The 22,200-nt window shown below is 63.8% G+C and carries 24 protein-coding genes and 1 pseudogene; 10 read left to right on the top strand and 15 right to left on the bottom strand.

What is annotated here, in order from left to right; translation table 11 throughout:
- Positions 1-148: 148 nt before the first annotated feature.
- The 3 genes from mmsB to A0J57_RS03045 form a co-directional block, all read right to left on the bottom strand.
- A complete protein-coding gene (gene mmsB / locus A0J57_RS03055) occupies positions 149-1,033 on the bottom strand; it encodes a 3-hydroxyisobutyrate dehydrogenase (RefSeq protein WP_061938895.1) in 885 nt (294 codons plus the stop codon).
- Positions 1,034-1,110: 77 nt separating this feature from the next.
- Positions 1,111-2,169 (bottom strand): enoyl-CoA hydratase/isomerase family protein, encoded by a 1,059-nt coding sequence (locus A0J57_RS03050; RefSeq protein ID WP_061938893.1) that lies wholly within the window; start codon positions 2,167-2,169, stop codon positions 1,111-1,113.
- Between the two features lie 28 nt (positions 2,170-2,197).
- Positions 2,198-3,340 carry an acyl-CoA dehydrogenase family protein gene (locus A0J57_RS03045; protein WP_076605705.1) on the bottom strand — a complete coding sequence of 381 codons (1,143 nt, stop codon included), beginning with the start codon at positions 3,338-3,340 and terminating at the stop codon, positions 2,198-2,200.
- Between the two features lie 111 nt (positions 3,341-3,451).
- On the opposite strand from A0J57_RS03045, the gene A0J57_RS03040 reads away from it, so the two are divergent.
- The 4 genes from A0J57_RS03040 (at position 3,452) to A0J57_RS03025 (ending at position 6,833) form a co-directional block, all read left to right on the top strand.
- Complete coding sequence (locus tag A0J57_RS03040) at positions 3,452-4,366, top strand: LysR family transcriptional regulator (RefSeq protein ID WP_061938891.1); 915 nt, start codon at positions 3,452-3,454, stop codon at positions 4,364-4,366.
- A 70-nt stretch (positions 4,367-4,436) separates the two neighbouring features.
- Positions 4,437-5,066: a class I SAM-dependent methyltransferase gene (locus tag A0J57_RS03035; protein ID WP_025549165.1), complete on the top strand. Its 630-nt coding sequence runs from the start codon at positions 4,437-4,439 to the stop codon at positions 5,064-5,066.
- A gap of 67 nt (positions 5,067-5,133) precedes the next feature.
- Positions 5,134-6,066, top strand: a complete 933-nt coding sequence (locus A0J57_RS03030) for an ABC transporter ATP-binding protein (protein WP_061938889.1) — start codon at positions 5,134-5,136, stop codon at positions 6,064-6,066.
- The gene (locus A0J57_RS03025) at positions 6,063-6,833 is read left to right on the top strand and encodes an ABC transporter permease (RefSeq protein WP_061938886.1); all 771 of its coding nucleotides are present in this window, start codon (positions 6,063-6,065) and stop codon (positions 6,831-6,833) included. The genes A0J57_RS03030 and A0J57_RS03025 overlap by 4 nt, the downstream gene beginning before the upstream one ends.
- A 213-nt stretch (positions 6,834-7,046) precedes the next feature.
- On the opposite strand, the gene A0J57_RS03020 is transcribed toward A0J57_RS03025, so the two are convergent.
- Positions 7,047-7,502, bottom strand: a complete 456-nt coding sequence (locus A0J57_RS03020; protein WP_061938884.1) for a universal stress protein — start codon at positions 7,500-7,502, stop codon at positions 7,047-7,049.
- Positions 7,503-7,706: 204 nt separating this feature from the next.
- On the opposite strand from A0J57_RS03020, the gene A0J57_RS03015 reads away from it, so the two are divergent.
- From A0J57_RS03015 to A0J57_RS25160, 4 genes and pseudogenes are all read left to right on the top strand, one after another.
- Complete coding sequence (locus A0J57_RS03015) at positions 7,707-8,996, top strand: pyruvate dehydrogenase complex dihydrolipoamide acetyltransferase (protein WP_061938882.1); 1,290 nt, start codon at positions 7,707-7,709, stop codon at positions 8,994-8,996.
- A complete protein-coding gene (locus A0J57_RS03010) occupies positions 8,996-9,400 on the top strand; it encodes an acyl-CoA thioesterase (RefSeq protein ID WP_025549171.1) in 405 nt (134 codons plus the stop codon). Before A0J57_RS03015 ends, A0J57_RS03010 begins: the two co-directional genes overlap by 1 nt.
- A gap of 10 nt (positions 9,401-9,410) precedes the next feature.
- Positions 9,411-10,808, top strand: a complete 1,398-nt coding sequence (gene lpdA, locus A0J57_RS03005; protein WP_061938880.1) for a dihydrolipoyl dehydrogenase — start codon at positions 9,411-9,413, stop codon at positions 10,806-10,808.
- Positions 10,765-11,349 (top strand): annotated as a pseudogene (locus tag A0J57_RS25160) (phosphatase PAP2 family protein); the annotation flags it as partial. The gene lpdA and the pseudogene A0J57_RS25160, both read left to right, overlap by 44 nt.
- Positions 11,350-11,397: 48 nt before the next feature.
- Here A0J57_RS25160 and A0J57_RS26810 read toward each other — a convergent pair.
- Complete coding sequence (locus A0J57_RS26810) at positions 11,398-12,831, bottom strand: DUF2142 domain-containing protein (RefSeq protein ID WP_101756433.1); 1,434 nt, start codon at positions 12,829-12,831, stop codon at positions 11,398-11,400.
- A 464-nt stretch (positions 12,832-13,295) separates the two neighbouring features.
- On the opposite strand from A0J57_RS26810, the gene A0J57_RS02995 reads away from it, so the two are divergent.
- A complete protein-coding gene (locus A0J57_RS02995; RefSeq protein WP_061938876.1) occupies positions 13,296-13,670 on the top strand; it encodes a hypothetical protein in 375 nt (124 codons plus the stop codon).
- 72 nt (positions 13,671-13,742) lie between these two features.
- Here the strand turns inward: A0J57_RS02995 and A0J57_RS02990 are convergent, their stop codons facing one another.
- From A0J57_RS02990 to A0J57_RS02945, 10 genes are all read right to left on the bottom strand, one after another.
- Positions 13,743-14,690 carry a hemolysin family protein gene (locus A0J57_RS02990; RefSeq protein ID WP_044662457.1) on the bottom strand — a complete coding sequence of 316 codons (948 nt, stop codon included), beginning with the start codon at positions 14,688-14,690 and terminating at the stop codon, positions 13,743-13,745.
- A gap of 103 nt (positions 14,691-14,793) precedes the next feature.
- Complete coding sequence (gene ybeY, locus A0J57_RS02985; protein WP_061938875.1) at positions 14,794-15,294, bottom strand: rRNA maturation RNase YbeY; 501 nt, start codon at positions 15,292-15,294, stop codon at positions 14,794-14,796.
- Between the two features lie 140 nt (positions 15,295-15,434).
- Positions 15,435-16,439 carry a PhoH family protein gene (locus A0J57_RS02980; RefSeq protein WP_025549180.1) on the bottom strand — a complete coding sequence of 335 codons (1,005 nt, stop codon included), beginning with the start codon at positions 16,437-16,439 and terminating at the stop codon, positions 15,435-15,437.
- A gap of 122 nt (positions 16,440-16,561) precedes the next feature.
- Positions 16,562-17,911: a tRNA (N6-isopentenyl adenosine(37)-C2)-methylthiotransferase MiaB gene (miaB, locus tag A0J57_RS02975; protein WP_061938873.1), complete on the bottom strand. Its 1,350-nt coding sequence runs from the start codon at positions 17,909-17,911 to the stop codon at positions 16,562-16,564.
- A 9-nt stretch (positions 17,912-17,920) separates the two neighbouring features.
- Entirely contained in the window at positions 17,921-18,679 is a 759-nt protein-coding gene (locus tag A0J57_RS02970) for a 1-acyl-sn-glycerol-3-phosphate acyltransferase (RefSeq protein WP_061938871.1), read from the bottom strand.
- Between the two features lie 6 nt (positions 18,680-18,685).
- Positions 18,686-19,108 carry a Fur family transcriptional regulator gene (locus tag A0J57_RS02965; protein WP_025549184.1) on the bottom strand — a complete coding sequence of 141 codons (423 nt, stop codon included), beginning with the start codon at positions 19,106-19,108 and terminating at the stop codon, positions 18,686-18,688.
- Positions 19,109-19,231: 123 nt separating this feature from the next.
- Entirely contained in the window at positions 19,232-19,657 is a 426-nt protein-coding gene (locus A0J57_RS02960) for a MucR family transcriptional regulator (RefSeq protein ID WP_025549185.1), read from the bottom strand.
- A 112-nt stretch (positions 19,658-19,769) separates the two neighbouring features.
- On the bottom strand, positions 19,770-20,249 hold the full coding sequence (locus A0J57_RS02955; RefSeq protein ID WP_025549186.1) for a GNAT family N-acetyltransferase: 480 nt from the start codon (positions 20,247-20,249) through the stop codon (positions 19,770-19,772).
- The gene (gene tsaB / locus A0J57_RS02950) at positions 20,246-20,875 is read right to left on the bottom strand and encodes a tRNA (adenosine(37)-N6)-threonylcarbamoyltransferase complex dimerization subunit type 1 TsaB (RefSeq protein WP_061938869.1); all 630 of its coding nucleotides are present in this window, start codon (positions 20,873-20,875) and stop codon (positions 20,246-20,248) included. The genes A0J57_RS02955 and tsaB overlap by 4 nt, the downstream gene beginning before the upstream one ends.
- Positions 20,876-20,975: 100 nt before the next feature.
- A complete protein-coding gene (locus A0J57_RS02945; RefSeq protein WP_061938867.1) occupies positions 20,976-21,548 on the bottom strand; it encodes a NifU family protein in 573 nt (190 codons plus the stop codon).
- A 114-nt stretch (positions 21,549-21,662) separates the two neighbouring features.
- Here A0J57_RS02945 and A0J57_RS02940 point away from each other — a divergent pair, with 114 nt between their 5' ends.
- Positions 21,663-22,133 carry a pyridoxamine 5'-phosphate oxidase family protein gene (locus A0J57_RS02940; protein ID WP_025549190.1) on the top strand — a complete coding sequence of 157 codons (471 nt, stop codon included), beginning with the start codon at positions 21,663-21,665 and terminating at the stop codon, positions 22,131-22,133.
- The last annotated feature ends 67 nt before the right edge of the window (positions 22,134-22,200 follow it).

The raw sequence follows: 22,200 nt of genomic DNA, 5'->3' as shown, positions 1-22,200 counted from the left end.
GATGATCGAGATGTTGGAAGGGAAGTAAGGGGTTTCCATCTCCAAGCGTCTCGTAAATGGGTGGATTGCGGACATTCCCCCTCCCGCCTGCGGGAGGGGGAATGTCCGCAATCCACCCATTTACGAGACGCTTGGAGATGGAAACCCCTTACTTCCCTTCCAACATCTCGATCATCAGCGAAAAGTCGCGCCCCGCTTCACCCTGATTGGCGAGCAGCTGGTAAAGCGACTCCGCCGCATTTCCCATCGGCACGCTCGCTCCGACCGAAGCGGCGGCTTCCGTCGCCAGCTTCAAATCCTTCAGCATCAGCCCCACGGCGAAACCGCCCTGATAACCATTGTCCGACGGGCTTTGCGGCCCGACGCCCGGCACCGGGCAATAGCTGGTCATGGACCAGCTTTGCCCCGACGATACGCTGGAAATATCGTAGAAGGTCTGCGGGTCGAGGCCCAGCTTCTTCGCCATGGCGAAGGTCTCGCAGGTCGCCACCATGGTCGCGCCCAGCAGCATGTTGTTGCAGATTTTGGCGGCCTGACCATTGCCCGGGCCGCCGGCATGGATCACCGCCTTGCCCATGGCCGACAGGATCGGCCTGGCCCGGCCGAAAGCCTGGTCCGAGCCGCCGACCATGAAGGTCAGCGTACCGCCGTTGGCCGCCGCGATGCCGCCTGAAACGGGTGCATCGACCATCTCGAAGCCCTTGCCCGCAGCGGCTTCCTCCACCCGGCGCGCCGTCGCGACGTCAATGGTCGAACAGTCGAGGAACAGCGCATCCGCCTTGGCCGCCCCGAAGACCTCGCCCGCATAGACGGCTTCCACATGCTTTCCCGCTGGCAGCATCGTGACCACCGCATCGGCGCCTGAGACCGCCTCCGCCGCGCTGGCGCAGCGCACGGCGCCCGCTTCGGCCGCCTTGGCCAGCGCCTCTTCCGAAAGGTCGAAGGCCCGCACGGCAAAGCCGTTCTTTAGCAGATTTGCGGCCATCCCACCGCCCATATTGCCCAGGCCGATGAAGGCGATGGTCTGGCTCATTTCAGGCACTCCTCTAGAGCGATTTCATGTCAGATAGGCCATCTGACGGCTTGGAAATCACGGAAAACAAAGCATGTTCAGCCGCGCAGTTCGGGCAGCGGCGTCCATTCCCTTTCCGGCGCCAAGGGCGCGAACAGGCTGTCCACCAGCTCGTCCGTCACATCCTCCGGCCGTGCGGGATTCCATCGCGGCGCATTGTCCTTGTCGAAGATCACCGCGCGCACGCCCTCAACGAAATCGGGACGGCGGATGACATGATGGCCGATGCGATATTCGTTGCGCATATTGTCGGCAAAATCGGTGAAGGCTGCGCCCTCGACCATCTGGCGCAGCGCCACCTTGATCGTCTGCGGCGATTTGGTGGCGAGCGTCGCCAGTTGCGCGCGCGCCCAGTCCGATCCGTCGGCTTCCAATGCAGCCAGAATATCCTCGAAGCGGTCCGAAGCGAACAGCCGGTCGATCTCCTCCCGATGCGCCTGCCAGGCCGATGGCGGCGGCGCATCGGCCATTTCGTCCAGTATTTCCGCCAATCCGTCGGGATCGGCAATGATCCGCGCCTTGACGGCATCCAGCTTGTCCGACGCCATATAATGGGTCGCGATGCCGATGGCGGCGCAATCCGCGCCCTTGATCCGCGCGCCCGTCGTCGCCAGCCATGCCCCGGTTCGCCCCGGCATGCGCGGCAGGAACCAGCCGCCGCCCACATCGGGAAACAGCCCAATGCCCGTCTCCGGCATGGCATAGGTGGTCCGCTCTGTCGCCACGCGATAGCGCGCCGGATCGGAAATCCCCACGCCCCCACCCATGACGATGCCATCGATGAAGGCAATAATCGGCTTTTCATAGACGAACAGCAGATGGTTCATCCGATATTCGGTGAAGAAGAATTGCTCCGCTTCCGAACAGTCGCCCCTGGCGCTGTCAGCGATCATGGCGATGTCACCGCCCGCGCAGAAACCGCGCCCTTCGGCATGATCCAGCATCACCGCAACGACGCTCTCATCCTCCCGCCAGGCCAGCAGCGCATCAATGATCGCGCCGCACATCTCGGTGGTCAGCGCATGGATCGCCTTGGGCCGGTTCAGCCTTATCCGCCCCACGCCATTGTCGACGGAAATCAGCACCTGATCGGTCATAAAATCTCCTGCGCATTCTCTCTCGGGCTTAGGGCCGCAGCATGTCGCGGGCGATGATCATGCGCATCACCTGATTGGTGCCTTCCAGGATCGAATGCACGCGCAGATCGCGCCAGAAGCGCTCGATCGGATAGTCCATCAGATAGCCATAGCCGCCATGCAGTTGCAGCGCCCGGTCGACCACCGAGGATCCGGTGTCGGTCGCCAGCCGCTTGGCCATGGCGGCGAAGCGCGTCTTGTCCGGCGCATTCTCCGTCACCTTGACCGCCGCCGCATAGAGCAGCGTACGGGCGGCCTGAAGCTCTGTCTCCATATCCGCCAGCGTGAACTGCGTGTTCTGGAAATCCGCGATGCTCTGCCCGAACTGCTTGCGATCCTTGGTGTAAGTGAGCGCTTCGTCGATGCAGCGCTGCGCTCCGCCCAGCGAGCAGGCGCCGATGTTGAGCCGCCCGCCGTCCAGCCCCATCATCGCGATGCGAAAGCCTTCGCCTTCGCCGCCGACCAGATTCTCGACCGGAACCTGCACGCCGTCGAAATTGACCTGAGCCGTCGGCTGCGAATGCCAGCCGAGCTTGCGTTCCTGCGCGCCGAAGCTGACGCCGGGCATGTCCTTCTCGATGACGAGGCAGGATATGCCCTTCGGCCCGTCGTCGCCGGTACGGACCATGACGACATAGATTTCATTCTCCCCGCCGCCGGAGATGAACTGCTTGGAGCCGGTGACGACATAATGATCGCCTTGCCTGATCGCCCGCGTCTTGAGCGCCGCCGCGTCGGACCCCGATCCCGCTTCGGTCAGGCAATAGCTGCCGATCCGCTCCATCGGCACCATGGAGGGCAGATATTTGTCCTTCACGGCCTGCGATCCGAACCGGTCGATCATCCAGGCGGCCATATTGTGGATCGAGATGAACGCGCTGGTCGACGGACAGCCATAGGCCATCGCCTCCATGACCAGTGCCGCCTCCAGCCGCCCAAGGCCGATGCCGCCCGATTCCTCCGACACATAGATGCCGCCGAAGCCCAGTTCCGCCGCGGCGCGGATGGTGTCGCGGGGGAAGATATGCTTTTCGTCCCACTCCGCCGCAAATGGGGTGATCGCATCGGCGGTGAACCGGCGCGCCATCTCCTGAATGGCCAACTGGTCCTCGGTGAGATCGAACTGGCTCACAAACTCTCCTGACGTTCGCTTTGGGTTGCTTCTAGATACGATGCGGAATTGCACGCAACAACGCAGTTCTGCATAGCATTGCAGCGATTTTGCAGATTTGGCGAGTGATGAATGTTCGATTGGGACGATCTCAGGGTCTTTCTGGCGGTGGCGCGCACGCGAAAGATCGCGCCCGCCGCGCGAGCCCTGGGGATCGATGCGACGACCATAGCGCGGCGGCTTGCCCGGCTGGAGAAGGCGCTGGGGCCCGAACTGTTCGAAGTGGGGGCGGGGGAGCGCACGCTGACCGCCCATGGCCAGGCGTTGCTGAGCCATGCCGAAAGCATCGAGAGCGCGGCGCTCGCCGCGATGGAGGAGGCCACCGGGCGGGAGCATCATCTGAACGGCCAGGTGCGCCTTTCGGTGGCCGAGGGTTTTGGCACCTGGGTGCTGGCGCCGGGGCTTGCCGACTTCGCCAGGCGCCATCCCGCCATCAGGCTGGACCTCATCACCGCATCCGGTTTCCTCAATCCGTCCAAGAGGGAGGCCGACATGGCGGTCATGCTGGCCCGGCCGCAGCGGGGGCGGCTGTCGGTTCGCCGGATGGGCGATTACCGGCTGCACCTTTATGCCGCGCCCCACTATCTGGCGGAGGCGGGCATACCCGAAGGCACCGCCGACCTGCGCGATCATGTGCTGATCGGCTATGTGCCGGAATTCATCTTCTCGCCCGAACTCGACTATCTGGACGAGGTGGAGGCGGGGCTGGAAGCCAGTCTGCGCGCCACCAGCATCAATATGCAGCATCGCATGATCGCGGAAGGGGCGGGGATCGGCGTGCTGCCCGATTTCATCGCGGGCGGCGATCCCTCGCTGGTGCCGGTGATGGCCGGCGAGGTGGAGATCATGCGCAGTTTCTGGCTGGTGACGCATGGCGACCTTAAGAAGCTGCCCCGCATCGCGGCCGTGGCGCTATGGTTGCAGGAGCGTATCGAAACCCTGAAAAGCGCCGCCGAGGTCGACCAGTCGACGGGAAATCGCCTCTAGGCCATATCGACGCGGCCCGTCGGGGCCGCTAAGGGAGTCGGCATGACAGTGAAATGGTCGCAGTTCGCTCATGCAGCATAAGTCCAAGCGCAGCCGGGCGATGACCCTGCCCAACAGCGAGTTTCGCACCCGGGCGACCGAATATCTGGATTTCCTGGCCGCCTGGGTGAAGAAACCGCGCCAGACCGCATCCGTGGTGCCCAGCAGCCGTTATCTCGCGCGGTTGATGGTCGAACATATCGATCCGGAGGACGGCCGGGTAATCGAACTGGGCGGCGGCACGGGCGTCTTCACCCGAGCGATCCTGGGCACCGGCCTTCCCCCGGACAAGCTGGAGGTGGTGGAGATCAACCCAGCCTTTGCGCGCGGGCTGCGGCGTCATTTTCCCCATGTTTCGGTGCTGGAGACTCCGGCGCAGATCGTTTCCACCGCAACCGCCGGAGAGGCCGGGGAATATCAGACGGTCATCAGCGGCTTGCCCCTGCTGGCGATGGATCGGCAGATGCATGCCGACATTCTTTCCGAAAGCTTCCGCATGCTGCGGCCCGGCGGCGCCTTCATACAGTTCACTTATTCGATGCGTCCGCCCGTGAGCCGGGAGATTCTCGACGCGCTCGGCCTGGAGGTCGTCAGGGCCGGCCAGACCGTCCGCAACTTCCCGCCCGCCACGGTCTTCCGCTTTTTCCGCAAGGGCGAATAGACTGCGGTTGCGCCGCGCGGGCGGCACCCTATCTTTGCGCTTCAGAAAAAAGGGGGCACTGCCGCGCATGGCGTCCATCATCACCGTTTCGGGCCTGACCAAAAGCTATGCTTCGGGTTTTCAGGCGCTCAGGGGCGTCGACCTGGAGATCGAGGAGGGCGAGATATTCGCGCTGCTTGGGCCGAATGGCGCCGGCAAGACCACCATGATCTCCATCATCTGCGGCAATGTCCGGCCGACGGGCGGCAGCGTCACCGTCGCCGGGCATGACATCGTCCGCGACTATCGCGGATCGCGTTCCGCCATCGGCCTGGTGCCGCAGGAACTGCATACCGATGCGTTCGAACGGGTGATCGACACGGTCACCTTCTCTCGCGGATTGTTCGGCAAGCCGCGCAACGACGCCTATATCGAGAAGATCCTGCGCGACCTGTCGCTCTGGGACAAGCGCCACAGCAAGATATTGGAGCTGTCGGGCGGCATGAAGCGCCGCGTGATGATCGCCAAGGCGCTGTCGCACGAACCGCGGGTGCTGTTCCTGGACGAGCCGACCGCCGGGGTGGACGTCGAACTGCGCCGGGACATGTGGAAGCTGATCGGGGAACTGCGCCAGACCGGCGTCACCATCATCCTCACCACCCATTATATCGAGGAAGCGGAGGAAATGGCCGACCGGGTCGGCGTCATCAACAGGGGCGAACTGGTGCTGGTGGAGGAAAAGACCGCCCTCATGAAGAAGCTCGGCAAGAAGACGCTGACCATCGTGCTGGCGGAACCGCTGTCCGCCGTGCCGCCGGAGCTTGGCGAATGGCAGGTCGCGCTGAAGGCGGACGGCCATGAGATCGAATATGTGTTCGACACCCAGGCGGAACGGACCGGCGTATCGTCGCTGCTGCGCAAGCTGGGCGATCTTGGCATCGGCTATAAGGACCTCAATACCGAGCAGAGCAGCCTGGAGGATATTTTCGTTTCCCTGGTCCATCGGGAGAAGGCGGCATGAGCGGGTTCAATTATCGGGCCATATGGGCGATCTATAAGTTCGAACTGCATCGCTTCCGCCGCACGCTGCTGACCGGGCTGCTGGTGCCGGTGATCACCACCTCGCTTTATTTCGTGGTGTTCGGCGGCGCGATCGGTTCGCGCATGACGCAGATCGACGGGATACCCTATGCGGCCTTCATCGTGCCCGGCCTGATCATGATGTCGATGTTCACCGAAAGCATCTTCAACGCCAGCTTCGGCATCTATATGCCCAAATTCACCGGCACCATCTATGAACTGCTGTCGGCGCCGGTATCGGCGGTGGAGACGATCATCGCCTATGTCGGCGCGGCGGCGACCAAATCCCTGATCGTCGGCACCATCATCTTCGTGACCGCGCATCTGTTCGTCGACATCCATGTCGCCCATCCGCTCGCGATGGTCGCCTTCATGGTGCTGATCGCGGTCAGCTTCTGCCTGTTCGGCTTCATATTGGGGATATGGGCGCAGAGTTTCGAGCAGTTGCAGGTGATCCCGCTACTGCTGATCATGCCGATGACCTTTCTGGGCGGCGCCTTCTATTCGATCCACATGCTGGCGGAGCCGTGGCGGACGATCACGCTGTTCAACCCGATCGTCTATCTGATCTCCGGTTTCCGCTGGACCTTCTTCGGGCGGGGCGATGTGGGCATCGAGTTCAGCCTGCTGTTCGTCGCGGCCATGCTGGCGCTTTGCCTTGCCATCATCGGCTGGATGTTCCGGACGGGCTATCGCCTCAAGAAATAAGGCGCAAGGCGTCCGGGTCCGGCTTAACAAGCTTTGCTCCTGTGTAGGCAGGGGCCCGGTCCTGCCGTTCGAACCGGATTCCTTTCCGCGCAGGAACACGGATCAATGCCCCTAGAGCAGATTCCGATCCGATTGCATCGGCTCGACTGCTCTAGGTCTTTGTTTTGTCGCGCTTTCCGAGTCAGCAGCTGATTCCATCTGCTTGGAAAAGCGCTAGCTCAACCGGTCGATGGCCTCGGCATCCAGGCCGCCGGGGATGACCATGATCGGGCAGGGCAGCTTGCCCGCGTCGGCGCCCGCGAAGTGCGAGACGAGGACGCCGGGGTGCCCGCTGGCTGCGGCCCCCAGCACCAATGCCGCGACATCGTCCATCTCCTCCAGCATGTGGCGCACGACCGTCACCGGATCGCCCTGCCGGACGGTGATGCTGGGGCGGATGCCGGACTCGTCGGTCAGCGTGCCCGCCGCGCTCGTCACCAGCGCTTCGGCCCGTTGCAGGGCTTCATCCTCCATCGTCGCCTGCACGCCGCCCCATTGGACGAACTCGGCGGGAGGGATGAGGGCCAGGATGCGGATCGCGCCCGCCGTCTTGGCGGCGCGCCGCGCAGCGAAACGAAGCGCCGTCTCCGCCTCCGGCGATTCGTCCACGACAACCAGATATGTCCGCATCTGCCGCGTCCTTACAGGGTAACGACCTTTTGGTCTTCATCGTCACAGGCGCCGGCTGAACCCATATGGTTAGCCGTGAACCAGAGTGGTGAAATGTGGCCGATTATCGGCAGGTGCGCAAGGCTTGGCCTTGACCGTTCCGGCCAAAGCGCCGAAACGAACTTGATTGCCCCATGCCCGATAAAGATGAGAGGCCTTCCACCCATGAGCAAGACGATCCAGATGCCGGCCCTTTCCCCGACCATGGAAGAAGGGACGCTGGCAAAGTGGCTGGTGAAGGAGGGCGACGCCGTCTCCTCCGGCGACCTGCTCGCAGAGATCGAGACCGACAAGGCGACGATGGAATTCGAAGCCGTCGATGAAGGCATAGTGGCCAAGATACTGGTGGCCGAAGGGGCGGAGGGCGTGAAGGTGGGCACGGTCATCGCCATCATCGCGGAGGAGGGCGAGGATGTATCGCAGGCCGCTGCTGGAAATGCCGCGCCCAAGGCGGCTGCTCCCGCAGAGAGTCCAGCGCCCAAGGCCGACCCCGTTCCCGCCAAAGCGCCCGCACCTGCCGCCAAGGCTGATCCGGCGCCGGCCCAGGGGACCGATGGCAGGGTGAAGGCCAGCCCGCTCGCTCGCCGTCTGGCCGAGGCCAAGGGGCTCGATCTTGCCGCCGTCACCGGTTCCGGCCCCAATGGCCGCATCGTGAAAGCGGACCTCGACGGTGCTGCGCCGGCCGCCAAGGCCGCTGCTCCGGCGCCTGCCTCCGCGCCTGCGGCCGCACCCGTCGCCGCTCCGGCTGCGGCGCAGGACTTCGGCATCCCGCATGAGGTCATCAAGCTCAGCGGCATGCGCAAGACGATCGCGCGCCGCCTGACCGAATCCAAGCAGCAGGTGCCCCATATCTACCTGACCGTGGACGTCCGGCTCGACAAGCTGTTGAAGCTGCGCGGAGAACTCAATGCCGGCCTTGCTTCGCGGGGCGTCAAGCTGTCGGTGAATGACCTGCTGATCAAGGCGCTGGGCGTCGCGCTGGTCCAGGTGCCGGAATGCAATGTGCAGTTCGCCGGCGACCAGATGCTGAAATTCCAGCGCGCCGACATTTCGGTCGCCGTGTCGATTCCCGGCGGGCTGATCACGCCGATCGTGACCGAAGCGGACAGCAAGGGCGTCGCCGCCATCTCGACCGCGATGAAGGACCTCGCCAGCCGCGCCAAGGACGGCAAGCTGAAGCCCGAGGAGTATCAGGGCGGCACCGCCTCGCTCTCCAACATGGGCATGTTCGGCATCAAGCAGTTCGAGGCCGTCATCAACCCGCCGCAGGGCATGATCATGGCCATCGGCGCGGGCGAGAAGCGGCCCTATGTCATCGACGACGCCCTCCAGATCGCGACCGTGATGTCGGCCACCGGCAGCTTCGACCATCGCGCCATTGACGGCGCGGACGGCGCCCGCCTGATGCAGGTCTTCAGGGAGCTGGTCGAAAATCCGATCGGCCTGCTGGCCTGATGAGCCGGATGGACGAGCAGCCGCCGGCAGACCACCCGGCGGTGCGCGTCATCGCGATGCCCGCCGACACCAATCCCTATGGGGATATTTTCGGCGGCTGGTTGATGAGCCTGATGGATTCCGCGGCGGGTTCCGTCGCCGCCAGACACAGCCATGGCCGTGCCGTGACCATCGCGGTGGAGGGCATGACTTTCCTGCGCCCGGTCGTTGTGGGCGATGAGGTGTCGGTGTTTGCAACGCTGAAATCGGTCGGGCGCACGTCCATGAAGATCGACGTGGAAGCATGGCGCCGTGCCCGGCACGACGACCGCAGCTATCGCGTCACCCGCGCGACCTTCACATTCGTGGCGATCGGTGAGGATCGCCAGCCCCGTTCCGTGCCGCCCTTGGCGGACCAAGACTAGAGAGACCGATATGGCTGAGAATTACGACCTCATCGTTCTGGGCTCCGGCCCCGGCGGCTATGTGGCCGCGATCCGCGCCGCCCAACTGGGCCTGAAGACCGCCATTGTCGAGCGGGAGAATCTGGGCGGCATCTGCCTCAACTGGGGCTGCATTCCGACCAAGGCGTTACTGCGTTCCGCGGAAATCTACCATTATATGCAGCATGCCGGGGACTATGGACTGGCGGCCGATAAGATCAGCGCCGACATCGCGGCGGTGGTGAAGCGTTCGCGCGGCGTCGCCAAGCAACTGAACCAGGGCGTCACGCACCTGATGAAGAAGAACAAGATCGCCGTCCATATGGGCGAGGGCAAGCTGACCGGGAAGGGCGGACTCAGCGTCACCAGGGACGGCAAGACGGAGGAACTGACGGCGAAGAACATCATCGTCGCCACCGGTGCGCGGGCGCGCGACCTGCCGGGCAGCCCGGCCGACGGCAAGCGCGTCTGGACCTATCGCCACGCCATGACCCCGCCGGAAATGCCGGGCAAGCTGCTGGTCATCGGATCGGGCGCGATCGGCATCGAGTTCGCCAGCTTCTACAATGACATGGGCGCCGACGTGACCGTGGTCGAGATGATGGACCGCATCGTGCCGGTCGAGGATGCGGATGTTTCCGCCTTTCTCGAAAAGGCGCTGAAGAAGCAGGGCATGACCATCCTGACCGGTGCCGGGGTCAGCGACATCCAGGTCGGCGCCAATGGCGTCAAGGCGAAGCTGAAGGACAAGGCGGGCAAGGAGAGCGCCGCCGAATTCAGCCACATGATCGTCGCCATCGGCATCGTCCCCAATACGGAGAATATCGGCCTCAAGGAACTGGGCGTCGCCATGGACGAGCGCGGTTTCCTGAAGACCGACGCGATGTGCCGCACCAATGTCGACGGCCTCTGGGCGATCGGTGACATCACTGCCCCGCCGTGGTTGGCGCACAAGGCGAGCCATGAGGGCGTGATCGCGGCGGAAGCCATTGCCGGCAAGCATCCCCATGCCATGGACCCGCGCAATATTCCGGGCTGCACCTATTGCCATCCGCAGATCGCCTCCGTTGGCCTGACTGAAGCCAAGGCGAAGGAAGCCGGCTATGAGGTGAAGGTCGGCATGTTCCCCTTCATCGGCAATGGCAAGGCCATCGCGCTGGGCGAGGCGGAAGGTTTCACCAAGACGGTGTTCGATGCCAAGACCGGCGAATTGCTTGGCGCGCATATGGTCGGTGCGGAAGTGACCGAGATGATCCAGGGCTATACCATCGGCAAGACGCTGGAGACGACCGAGGCGGAACTGATGCACACTGTCTTCCCGCATCCGACCATCTCGGAATCGATGCATGAAAGCGTGCTCGCCGCTTATGGGCGCGCACTCCATATTTGATCGGCGCAAAGCTGTGGCTAAAGGCGCGGGGGTGTTTGTCCTCGCGCTTTTTTGCGTCGTGGTGATTGCGCTGGTCCAGCGGCAGGGATGGCTGGATGGGCTGAATGCCGGGTTGATGGGAATGGCGGGGCGCGCGCGGGACAGCGGCACCGGAACCATCGTCACCTGGATCATGCAACTGGCGTCGGCCGTGGGCGGAACGGCCGGGCGCTTCGCGCTGCTGGGCGCCTGCTTCGTCGCGCTTTGGGGGATGGCGCGTGCGCGTGCCCTCTGGCTGTTCTGGGCGGCGTTCGGCGGGACATTGCTCAACCTGGCGCTCAAGCAGATATTTGCCGCGCCCCGGCCCGATCTGTTGCCGCATCTTGACCTGGTGAACAGCTATAGTTTTCCAAGCGGCCATGCGGCGGGAAACATGGTCTTCTTCGGGGCCCTGGCCATGCTGGGCGGGCGGCGCTCCGCCTATGTCGCCATGGGACTGGCGATTGCGCTGATCGGGATCAGCCGGGTCTGGCTGGGCGTGCATTGGCCGAGCGACGTGCTGGCGGGTTGGATCGAAGGACTGGGCTGGCTGGCGCTGTGCGGTGCCTGGCTACCAGCGCGGAGAGGGCAGGAAGAGTCGGCGGATGGGGTCATGGTGCGGGGGCATGCCGTCGGCGGTGACGAAGCCATGGACCCAGAAGCTGTCGAAAACCGTGGCGGCGGCAATGGCGAGTAGCAGCAGGGCTGATCCGGCGAACAGGGGCCGGGCGCCGCGCAGCGGTGCCGCCGGCATAAGGGCGACCAATGCGAGTGGCAGGACGGGCAGGAAATAGCGACCCTGCGTCCCCTGGATATAGTCGGCGCCAAGCGGCGTGCCCGTCAGATACATGGCGGTTTCGATCAGCAGCGCCACCCCGGCCGCGATGGCGAGCCACCAGAGCCTTTGCCCCCATGAAACGCGCATGGCCGATCCGCTGCCAATCGCCGCGCCGAGCATTGCCAGCGCCAGCGGATAGGCGAGAAGAGGCAGCAAAATCGCATTCCAGCCGAAACGGCCCACGATCTGGAGCGCATAGACCGGCGCGCGTTCGGTGACGCTGGTGACAAGGATATGGAGATAGGCAAGCGGATCGTGCAGGATAACCGCCAATTGCTGACCGAGAGGCGCGGTCACGACCGTCTCGCCCGTCTTGCGCGACACGATATGGTAGAGCGCCTGGGTGCCGCCGGAGAGCTTCATCCACAGAAGGAAGGCGAAAGCGCCGATGACCATTGCGGCAAGGAGCGGCAGGGGCCGAAGATCGCGGCGGCTTTCCGGCCAGCGCAATCCGGCCGCCATCAACGGCAGATAGACGCCCTTGGCAAGCGCCAGCACGGGAGCGGTCAGGTAGAGCGCCAGGCCGCGTTTCGCCGTCCACCCCATGAAGCCGACCCGCAGCGCCAAGGCAAGGCCGAGAAAGCCCATGCCGTTGATGACCGCATCGGGGGAGAGCGAAGCATTTTGATAGCAGAAGGTCGGCAGCAGCGCCGTGGCGAGCAGGGCATTGCGGCCGAAGGGAACAAGGCCGAGCGCCGCGGCCAGCATGGCCAGTGCGAACAGGGCGTTGACGATCCGGCCACTGTAGAAAGCTCCCAGATACGGCAGGCCCAGGCTCTTGCCGATCGCCAGACCGGCCGCTCCGGGCAAATAGAGGGTGGGCGCATAGTTCGCCACATTGGGGAAATCGGCAAAGCGCCGCTCATCGGCACGGGATTTCCCGGCATCCCACGCGGTCATCAGCATGGACGGCCGGAACAGGCGGGCATCGGGTGATGCGCGCGTCGGGAAATGGGCGTCGTGCAGGTCGATGGCGGCGCGGGGAATCTCCGCGCCGATCATCGCGCCCTGCTGCTTGGTCAGCATGCCGCCTTCGGAAAGGAGGAGCGCCTTCATAAAATGCTGATTCTCGTCGGGAGCCTGAAAGGGCGGCGTGACGCAGGCAAAGAAGAGGGTTGCGATGCAGATCAGGGCGTAGAGCCGCTTTTCCAGGCTGGTCCATGGCATATGGCCCGCCGTTGGCGGATTCGCCCGGCCGGATATCCGTCTTTCCTGTCGCATCGATCACCCCCTGTCTGGGCATGATGACCTAGTGGCAAGCTCTTAATATTTCGCGCCTATTTCTGATCTGCATCAACATATCGGGTGGGGATCGCGTAAGTCTTCCGTAATATTTCCGCGCCAGTGTCGTCAGGCTCGGGACCCAATGCTGGCTGGTTCGAGGTTTGAGGCAAAATGGCTCAGGGCCAGAAGGCAAGGCGCAGGAATATGTCGATATTTCCAGCCTTGCCGACGCAGCACTGGGGTCATTTCGGTCAAATTTCTGCGGGACGCCGAAATGGCTTCCATCTCGAACCGAAATGCGCTGGCGAAGGCAATGAGCCTTCGCGGCGCGCATTTCGGCCCGATATGGTCGCCATTTCGACGCCTCGACCCGCCAGTAACGGGTCCTGAGCCTAGCGGAGAACCCCATGTATATCATTGATTTCCGGCATGATCTGAACCTGCTCGACATCCGATGGCGCGGCATCTTCACCGATGGGGCGATTGCGGAATATGCGCGCATATTGAAGCGCCAGTTCGTTGAGCAGGGGTTTCAGCCGGGCTATCTGCTGCGCATGGACATGACCGACAGCGCCGTCCAGACACAGGATGCGGTTGCATCCTTCGGTCGCCATCTCGGCGATTTTCCCAAGGCGAGGCGGATCGCCATCGTCACCCCCAGCGCCATTGCAAGCATGCAGGTGCGCCGGGTGATGAGCCAATCCTATCTGCGGATATTTCCATGGGCTGAGCCGGCACTGGAGTGGCTGCTGGAGGATGAAGCGGCGGTGGCTGGGCTATAGCGGGCCATCCTGAGACCTTCGCATCACCTGCTCAGGTCAGATTCCTACGCTTCAACCCAGCTCAAAGCAAAATCAGCCCTCTTCCTCGATTTCCCGTTCCGCCGGAGGGTGAAGGCGCAGACGGCTGACGCGGCGTCCGTCGCTGTCGAGGATTTCCAGTTTCCAGCCGCTTTGCGCATGTTCGACGATCTCGCCGGGCTCGGGAACGCGGCCCGCGATCACGAAGGCCAGGCCGCCCAGCGTGTCGACATCTTCCTCTATGTCCGCCAGCTTTTCGTCGATTTCCTTCGCCACATCCTCCAGTTCGGCGCGGGCGTCGGCTTCCCAAAGGCCGCCATCCAGCGGAACCAGCATCGCTTCCGGTTCCTCGTCATGCTCGTCCTCCACCTCTCCGACGATTTCCTCGACCAGATCCTCGAAGGTGAGCAGCCCTTCCGTACCCGAATATTCGTCTAGTACGATGGCGAGATGGGTGCGCTTGGCGCGCATTTCCGCGAGCAGGTCCAGCGCCCCCATGCTTTCGGGAACATAGAGCGGCTGGCGGATCAGCGGTTCCAGCGTATCGGGCGCCGGCGCCTTGCCCGCCAATATGGCGAAGGCGTCGCGGATGTGGATCATGCCGACGATAGTGTCCAGATTTTCGCGATAGACGGGGATGCGGCTGTGTCCCGCCTCCGCGAACAGGGCGGCCAGATCGGCAAAGCTGGCCTTTTCCTCTATGGCGATGATGTCCGCGCGAGGGACCGCCACGTCATCGACCGTATGTTCGGAAAAGTGCAGCAGGTTGCGGACCATCTGGCGTTCGATGGCGGACAGGTCGCCCTTGGCAGGGGGCGCCGCGCCTTCCTCCTGCTCCTCCTCATCATATTCGTCGAGCGCATCCTCCAGCTCGCGCCGAAGGCTGTGGCTTTCCTCATCTCCGAAGAGCAGCGATTTCAGGCCGCTCCATAAACCGCCCTCGTGGCTGCTACTGTCCGATTCCTTCGAACCGTTGCCGTCCTTGGGACTGCCTTCCGCCATCGTAGTTCCCGTTTCCCTGTTCACGGCATCGCCCGAGAAAGCCTGTCCTGAACCCGTTTGACGGTGGGCGCCGGCTTTCCGCTAAAAGCGATGCCACAAAATATTATCGATCCCCATAGGGATCGGAAATGCCCAGGCTGATCAGCGACTGCGTCTCCAGCGCTTCCATCGCTTCGGCCTCGGCGTCCTCCATATGATCATATCCCAGCAAATGAAAAGTCCCATGGACGATCAGATGCGTGGCATGATCGGCTATGGAGATGCCCTTTTCCGCAGCCTCGCTGGCGCAGACCCCCTCCGCCAGCACGATGTCGCCCAACAGCACCTCGCCATCGTCGGTGTTGGTGGTGGTTTCCAGCAGGTCCGACTGCACCATCGGGAAGGACAGGACGTTGGTCGGCCTGTCCTTGTCCCGATAGGCGCGGTTGAGCTGGTGGACCTCCTCGTCGGTGGTGAGTTTGACCGCGACCTCGTACAAGGCTTCGTCCGCGGCGAACGCGGCATAGGGACTGTGCGTGATGGCCGCGACGACGGCCCGCTGGGCCAGCAATTCCCAGTCGGTATCGGGCCAGCCCTGTTCGTGGAGAACGGCGACTTCAATCATTATGACGGTTTCCGTTTGCGCCGGGGGTGGTCGAGACAGGGTGAAGGTCGAAATGTCGTTCCTCGACCCTGGGCCGTCCCGGGCGCCTGCCTTGGCAGGCGTTCGAAGGGCTCGAAACGACCGGGTGCCGGGCGTGCATCTCAGGCATCCGGGCCCTCATAAGCCTGGACGATGCGGCCCACGACCGGGTGACGCACCACGTCGCTGATGCCGAAGGGCACGACGGAGATGCCCTCCACCCCCTCCAGCCGCGCGACGGCGTCCGCCAGACCGGAAATGCCCGGTTGCGGCAGATCCACCTGACGCGGGTCGCCACAGATGACCATGCGGCTGCCTTCACCGAAGCGGGTCAGGAACATCTTCATCTGGGCGACGGTGGTGTTCTGCGCTTCGTCCAGCACGATGAACGCGTTGGACAGGGTGCGGCCGCGCATGAAGGCGAGGGGGGCGATCTCGATCTCCCCCGACGCGATGCGGCGTTCGACCTGCTCTGCGGGGAGCGTGTCGTAGAGCGCGTCGTAGATCGGGCGGAGATAGGGGTCGACCTTCTCCTTCATGTCGCCGGGCAGGAAGCCAAGGCGCTCGCCCGCTTCCACAGCGGGGCGGGAGAGGATCAGGCGGTCGACGCTGCCGGTGATGAGCTGGCTCACGGCCTGCGCGACGGCGAGATAGGTCTTGCCGGTGCCCGCCGGGCCCAGCGCGAAGATGATGTCGTTGCGGGTGAGCGCCTCCATATAGGTCACCTGCGTTGCGGAACGCGGGACGATGGTCTTCTTGCGCGTGCGGATCATGACCTTGGGCGGTTCGGCCACGTCATGGCGGATGATGCCGTCCAGCGTGGGTTCCGCGGACATGGCGATCACCGCTTCCACCGCGCCGGCATCGATTTCCTGGCCGGCGACGATACGGTTGTAGAGGCCTGTCATGACATCGCGCGCGCGGGCGGCGGCCTCGGCATCCCCCTCGATCTGGAGCTTGTTGCCGCGCGCCGCGATATAGACGCCCAGGCGGTTTTCGATGGCCACCAGATTCTGGTCATATTGGCCGAACAGCGCGCCCAGCAGGTGCGGACGGTCGAAAGTGACTTCCAGCCGGGCGCGTTCTGCGACCTCGGTGCGGTGGTTATGATTGGGTTTCTTGGACATTCAGCAGCCTCCCTGTTCGTCAGTCATACTCGCGCGGGCGAGTATCCATCTCCTGTCGTTTGAGCCTGGTGGACAGGGCTGGAGATGGGTTCCCGTTGCCACGGGAACGACTGTGATTAGGTTCAAGCGGCCTTCCTCCTGCTGGGTTGTCCGGCCAGACTGTTCGGGCCGGCGCTGATGATATCGACTTCTACCATGTCTCCGATGGAAAGTTCCGGCGCGGTGACGTGGACGGACTGAAGCCAGGGCGTCTTGCCGATGAGCTGGCCGGGATGGCGGCCCTTGCGCTCCAGCAGGATGCCGGTGCGGCGGCCGACGGTGGCCGCGTTGAATTCCACCTGATGGCGGTTGATCAGCGCCTGCAGACGGGCGAGCCGTTCGTCCATGACCTCGGCGGGGATCTGTCCGTCCATGTCGGCGGCGGGCGTGCCGGGGCGCGAACTATATTTGAAGCTGTAGCATTGGGCGTAGCGGACCTGCTCCACGATCTTCAGCGTATCCTCGAACTCGGCGTCGGTCTCACCGGGGAAGCCCACGATGAAGTCGCCGGAGAGCGCGATGTCCGGCCGGGCTTCGCGCACGCGTTCGATGATGCGCAGATAGCTGTCGGCGTCATGGCTGCGGTTCATCGCCTTCAGCACACGGTCGTTCCCCGACTGCACCGGCAGGTGGAGGAAGGGCATCAGCTTGGGTTCGTCGCCATGGGCCGCGATCAGCCCGTCGCTCATGTCGTTGGGATGGCTGGTGGTGTAGCGGATGCGCTTGAGGGCGTCGATCTTCGCCAGTTCGCGGACCAGCCCGTCCATGCCCTGCGTCCGGCCCCTGTCGTCCTCGCCGGTCCAGGCATTGACGTTCTGGCCGAGCAGGGTGATCTCCCGCACGCCGCCGTCGACCAGCGCCTTCGCCTCGTCCAGGATCGCGGACCAACTGCGGCTGATTTCCGCGCCGCGTGTATAGGGGACCACGCAATAGGTGCAGAATTTGTCGCAGCCTTCCATGATCGTCAGGAAGGCGGTGGGGCGCACCTGCTTCGTGCGCGCGGGAAGGGCGCCGAATTTCGACGCCAGCGGCATGTCCGTGTCGACGGCCTGTTCGCCACGGCCCGCCTTGTCGATCAGGTCGGGCAGGCGGTGATAGGCCTGTGGGCCGACGACGATGTCGACATTGCGGGCGCGCCGCTGGATTTCGCCGCCCTCCGCCTGGGCGACGCAGCCGGCGACCGCGATCATCGGTCGGCTGCCGTCCTCGCGGGTCATGCGGCCGATGTCGGAATAGACCTTGTCCACCGCCTTTTCGCGGATGTGGCAGGTGTTGAGGATGACCAGATCCGCCTCGGCGCCGTCGGCCGCGGCGGTCATGCCGCGCTCGCCCAGCATTTCGGCCATGCGCTCGCCATCATAGACGTTCATCTGGCAGCCGAAGGATTTGACGTGGAAGGTCGCTGGAGTCTTTTGGGCGTCGTACCGATTCATGCGGTCCAGCTATACAAGGGGTGCGCCGCAAGTAAAAGGCGGCAGGTGCGCGGCGATGCTCGCGGCTATTCTTTCGCGGGCCGTCGCGGCCAAGGCCTTGCGATCAGGGCAGATTGCCGGATCGAACGGTTCCAGAAAGCGCAGGGTGACCTCCAGCCTGCCCTTGCGTTCCAGCAACCTCCTGACGTTCGCACCCGCCGGCTCGTCACTGTGCCAGCTGATTTCGGCGGTGGCCGGACCATAGTCGATATGGACAGGCTGAATCCGCACCGAGCGCGGAGGGGGCAGCAGGACCGAGAGCAGGGATGGCTTGAACGGCAGGAGGCCGGTGCCGTCGCTGGTGGTGCCCTCCGGGAAAAGCGCCACCGGCTGATGCCCCGCCAGCGCGGCGCGCAAGGCGTCGAGTTGCGAAGAGAGCGCGCCGCGGCGCTCGCGGGCGACGAAGAGTGTGTTGTTCTGCGCGGCCAGCCAGCCGATGACGGGCCAGCGCGCAATGCCGTCATGCGCGACGAAGGCCGCACCCGTCGCACCGCCCAGCGCCAATATGTCCACCCAACTGACATGATTGGCGATGATGAAGCTGTCCCCCTGAAAGGGATGGCCATCGATCCGTACCCGGGCGCCGACGGAACGCGCCGCCAGCGCCAGAAAGCGCGGCGGCCAGGGCGAACGACGCCGGGCCGCGCGCCAGAGCAGATGCGGGATGAGGCAGAGCAGCAGGCTGGCGGCCAAAGCCGTCAGGCGCATGAAGCGGCGAAGTGCGGCCAAGCTGTCTCAGCTCTTGCGGTCGAGCGCGACGCCGTAAAGTTCCATCCGGTGGTCGACCAGGCGGAAGCCAAGCTTTTCCGCGATCTGCTTCTGAAGCTGCTCCAGTTCAGGATCGACGAATTCGATGACATTGCCCGTCTCGACATCGATCAGATGGTCGTGATGGGATTCGGGCGCCGCCTCATATCGGGCGCGGCCGTCACCGAAATCGTGACGATCCAATATGCCCGCCTCCTCGAAGAGGCGGACCGTGCGGTACACGGTGGCGATGGAAATGCCCGGATCGATGGCAGCGGAGCGCCTGTGCAGTTCCTCCACATCCGGATGGTCGGTGGCGTCGCTCAGCACCTGGGCGATGACGCGGCGCTGTTCGGTGATGCGCAGGCCCTTTTCATGGCAAAGGGCTTCGACGTCGATCTTGCGGTTCATGCAGGCTCACTTGGCTGGAATGTGCGTAAGTTCGGAAAAGAGCCTAGCGGCTTTCGTCCTAGTATAAAAGGGGCGCGCGATACGCGCACCCCTTGCATGGGCGTTTGCCTGCGCTTTGCGCGTTTATTTGGGAGCGCGGACGCGACGGCGCTTGGTGCCGAGGCCGATCTTCTTGGCCAGGCTGCGGCGCTGTTCGGCATAGTTGGGCGCGACCATCGGATAATCGGCCGGCAGGCCCCATTTGGCGCGATAATCTTCGGGCGTCATCTGATAATGAGTCATCAGGTGGCGCTTCAGCATCTTCAGCTTCTTGCCGTCTTCCAGGCAGATGATGTAGTCGGGCTTGATCGACGAGCGGACCGAGACGGCGGGTTCGGGCTTCACCTCCGGCGCGGCGGCGGGAGTGGCCAGACCGGAAAGCGCGGCGTGCACATTCTGGATCAGGGTAGATACGTCAGAGACGGCAACGCTGTTGTTCGAGACATGGGCCGCGACAATATCCGACGTCAAAGTAATGAGCAGTTCGCTCTGCGCTGATTCAGTTTCCATTTCTTTTCCCTGCGAAGGCTATTGGTTGCGCGACCCGCCCGAGGAAAATCATTTCAGGAGCGGTATGGGTCAGCTATACCGATGGTTTCTGTTTTGCAAGGGCGGATTTAAATCATCTAAGCATGTCGATACGAAAGCTTAGCGCGTCATGAAGTTGTCCATCGTTGCCGCGATAGTAACCGGGACGGCGGTGTACATATTCGAACCCGGCTTTTTCATATAGCCTTATTGCCGTATTCGACGCGCGAACTTCCAGATTCATCGACGTAATGCCCCGCTTGCGCGCCGTCCTGAGGCTGTCGAGCAGCAGGTCCTCGCCAATGCCCCTCCCGCGCCAGAGCGGGCTGACGGCCAACAGCAGCAATTCACATTCGTCAAGCACGGAACGGACCAGCGCGAAGCCGACCGGCGCGGCGTCGATCCGGGCGATGGTGAGCCAGGTTCCCGGCATGGTCATCACCCCGGCGAGCTGCGGCAATGTCCATGCTTCGCCAAAGGCCGGGTCGAAGGCGCGCACCATGACGTCCATGGCATCGCTCATCGCGTTGCGCTCGCCATCCTCATAGGTCTGGAGCGTCAGGCCCGGCGTCATGACGCTGCCCGTTCCGCCATCGGACGCGCATCCGCGCCACGGCAATAAAGGGGGGAGGGGGGGAGCGACGGGAGCCCGGCGACCAGCGGATAGTCCGCGGCATCGGGATAGAGGCTGACCGCCATGCCATGGCCGCGCGCCGTCACCAGCGCTTCGGCGCCGGTGCCGTAGAGCGTGGGCTGCGTCAATTGCTTCGCCAGTTCGGCAATCGGCGTGGAGGCGGGCGGGCCGAGGGGCGCAAGCCCGTCAGTGGAGAAGGCCTGCCAGAACAGCTCGCCATGACCGCCGGTAATGGTGACGGCCAGGGACTCGCCCTTATGATCCCCTGCCGCTGCCCTGGCCGCGATCATGGCGAGCGCGCCATAGCCATGCAGCGGAATGTTCCAGGCCAGCGCCAGCGCCCGCGCGGCGGCGATCCCGATGCGCACGCCGGTGAAGCTGCCGGGGCCGACATCGACGGCGATCGCATCCGCCCGGCCGCCGTCGGGCAGGGCAGCGATGGCGGGCAGCAGGGCTTCGGCATGGCCACGCCCGACGATTTCATGAAAATGGCCCAGGGGCGCTCCGTCATCGAGCAGCGCCACGGACAGCGCCTGTGTCGCGGTGTCGATGACCAATATGCGCAAAGAAAACCCCTGTTGACCGCTCGCCCGATGCGATGCCCGGCTCTGCGGTTAATCGATCGGCACGGGTTTGCCAATTGTTCCCGGCCAACTGTTTCGCCGCTCAGACGGCGCGGACCTCCGTCACTTCGGGCACATAATGTTTGAGCAGTTGTTCGATCCCGTTCTTCAGCGTCGCCGTGGAGGAGGGGCAGCCGGAACAGGCGCCCTGCATGCGCAGATAGACGGTTCCCTTGTCGAAGCCGCGATAGATGATGTCGCCGCCGTCATTGGCCACGGCCGGCCGGACACGGGTGTCGATCAGCTCGCGAATCTGGGCGACGATCTCCTCATCTTCCGGATCGTCCGCAAATTCCTCCTCCTCGGGGACGAAGATTTCGCCTGCCGAGCCGGGCGCGAACAGCGGCATGTTGGCGGAGAAATGTTCGAGCAGGATCGAAAGGATGTCGGGCTTCACATCGCTCCACTGCGCGCCGGGCGCGATGGTGACGGAAATGAAGTCCCCGCCGAAGAAGACCCCCGTCACGTCGCCCAGGCCGAACAGCGCATCGGCCAGCGGCGAAGCCTCCGCTTCTTCCGGTGTGGCGAAATCGCGGGTGCCCATGCCCATGACCACACGGCCGGGAATGAACTTGACGGTTGCCGGATTGGGCGTCGCTTCGGTCTCGATCAACATGCGCGCTATGTGGAGAGAAGACTGCGCAAGATCAAGCTTTCGTGCTAAATTGACTCCCGCAAATCGCTTGGCGCCGTCGATTGAGTCCCGCCTGAGATCGAAGGGAGAGAGAAGATGAGCAATGAGGCCGACATCCGCCACCGCTTCTGGACGGAATTGTCGCAAAGCCCGTTCCTGATGGTCGGGTTGAGAGGGTCGCCCGACCACAGCATGCCCATGACGGCGCAGCTCGATCCCGGCGCGAACCATTGCTTCTGGTTCTATACGACGCGGGAGAACCGGCTGGCCAGGGGCGGACCGGCCATGGCCCAGTTCGCAGGCAAGGGACATTTCCTGTTCGCCTGCATCGACGGCACCCTGGTCGAGGAGACGGACCCGGCGGTGATCGACCGGTACTGGACCCATGACGTAGCGAGCTGGTATCCCGGCGGACGGCAGGACCCGCATCTGACGATGCTCCGTTTCGATCTTGGCCGCGCGGAAATCTGGCGTGCCGACATGTCGCTCGGCGGCATGTTCCGGCAAATGTTCGGCGGAGACGTGCGCGAAGAGATGCGGAGCAAGCATGTGGAGGTGACGTTGTAGGGGGAGGCGAAAGCCGCCACTTGCTTTTTTCCGCCATTCCCGCCATATGCGCTGCAACGCAGCAGCG

Source organism: Sphingobium sp. 22B (genome assembly GCF_001580035.1).
In the GTDB taxonomy this organism is placed as follows: domain Bacteria; phylum Pseudomonadota; class Alphaproteobacteria; order Sphingomonadales; family Sphingomonadaceae; genus Sphingobium; species Sphingobium fuliginis.
The sequence above is the reverse complement of the archived record's forward strand: the minus strand, read 5'-3'. Positions and strand labels throughout refer to the sequence as shown.

What these genes read in the sequence shown, in the direction of transcription:
- mmsB (WP_061938895.1), bottom strand. Translation starts at nt 1,033, where the DNA reads ATGAGCCAGACCATCGCCTTCATCGGCCTGGGCAATATGGGCGGTGGG.
- A0J57_RS03050 (WP_061938893.1), bottom strand. Translation starts at nt 2,169, where the DNA reads ATGACCGATCAGGTGCTGATTTCCGTCGACAATGGCGTGGGGCGGATA.
- A0J57_RS03040 (WP_061938891.1), top strand. Translation starts at nt 3,452, where the DNA reads ATGTTCGATTGGGACGATCTCAGGGTCTTTCTGGCGGTGGCGCGCACG.
- A0J57_RS03035 (WP_025549165.1), top strand. Translation starts at nt 4,437, where the DNA reads ATGCAGCATAAGTCCAAGCGCAGCCGGGCGATGACCCTGCCCAACAGC.
- A0J57_RS03030 (WP_061938889.1), top strand. Translation starts at nt 5,134, where the DNA reads ATGGCGTCCATCATCACCGTTTCGGGCCTGACCAAAAGCTATGCTTCG.
- A0J57_RS03025 (WP_061938886.1), top strand. Translation starts at nt 6,063, where the DNA reads ATGAGCGGGTTCAATTATCGGGCCATATGGGCGATCTATAAGTTCGAA.
- A0J57_RS03020 (WP_061938884.1), bottom strand. Translation starts at nt 7,502, where the DNA reads ATGCGGACATATCTGGTTGTCGTGGACGAATCGCCGGAGGCGGAGACG.
- A0J57_RS03015 (WP_061938882.1), top strand. Translation starts at nt 7,707, where the DNA reads ATGAGCAAGACGATCCAGATGCCGGCCCTTTCCCCGACCATGGAAGAA.
- A0J57_RS03010 (WP_025549171.1), top strand. Translation starts at nt 8,996, where the DNA reads ATGAGCCGGATGGACGAGCAGCCGCCGGCAGACCACCCGGCGGTGCGC.
- lpdA (WP_061938880.1), top strand. Translation starts at nt 9,411, where the DNA reads ATGGCTGAGAATTACGACCTCATCGTTCTGGGCTCCGGCCCCGGCGGC.
- A0J57_RS26810 (WP_101756433.1), bottom strand. Translation starts at nt 12,831, where the DNA reads ATGCCATGGACCAGCCTGGAAAAGCGGCTCTACGCCCTGATCTGCATC.
- A0J57_RS02995 (WP_061938876.1), top strand. Translation starts at nt 13,296, where the DNA reads ATGTATATCATTGATTTCCGGCATGATCTGAACCTGCTCGACATCCGA.
- A0J57_RS02990 (WP_044662457.1), bottom strand. Translation starts at nt 14,690, where the DNA reads ATGGCGGAAGGCAGTCCCAAGGACGGCAACGGTTCGAAGGAATCGGAC.
- ybeY (WP_061938875.1), bottom strand. Translation starts at nt 15,294, where the DNA reads ATGATTGAAGTCGCCGTTCTCCACGAACAGGGCTGGCCCGATACCGAC.
- A0J57_RS02980 (WP_025549180.1), bottom strand. Translation starts at nt 16,439, where the DNA reads ATGTCCAAGAAACCCAATCATAACCACCGCACCGAGGTCGCAGAACGC.
- miaB (WP_061938873.1), bottom strand. Translation starts at nt 17,911, where the DNA reads ATGAATCGGTACGACGCCCAAAAGACTCCAGCGACCTTCCACGTCAAA.
- A0J57_RS02965 (WP_025549184.1), bottom strand. Translation starts at nt 19,108, where the DNA reads ATGAACCGCAAGATCGACGTCGAAGCCCTTTGCCATGAAAAGGGCCTG.
- A0J57_RS02960 (WP_025549185.1), bottom strand. Translation starts at nt 19,657, where the DNA reads ATGGAAACTGAATCAGCGCAGAGCGAACTGCTCATTACTTTGACGTCG.
- A0J57_RS02955 (WP_025549186.1), bottom strand. Translation starts at nt 20,249, where the DNA reads ATGACGCCGGGCCTGACGCTCCAGACCTATGAGGATGGCGAGCGCAAC.
- A0J57_RS02945 (WP_061938867.1), bottom strand. Translation starts at nt 21,548, where the DNA reads ATGTTGATCGAGACCGAAGCGACGCCCAATCCGGCAACCGTCAAGTTC.
- A0J57_RS02940 (WP_025549190.1), top strand. Translation starts at nt 21,663, where the DNA reads ATGAGCAATGAGGCCGACATCCGCCACCGCTTCTGGACGGAATTGTCG.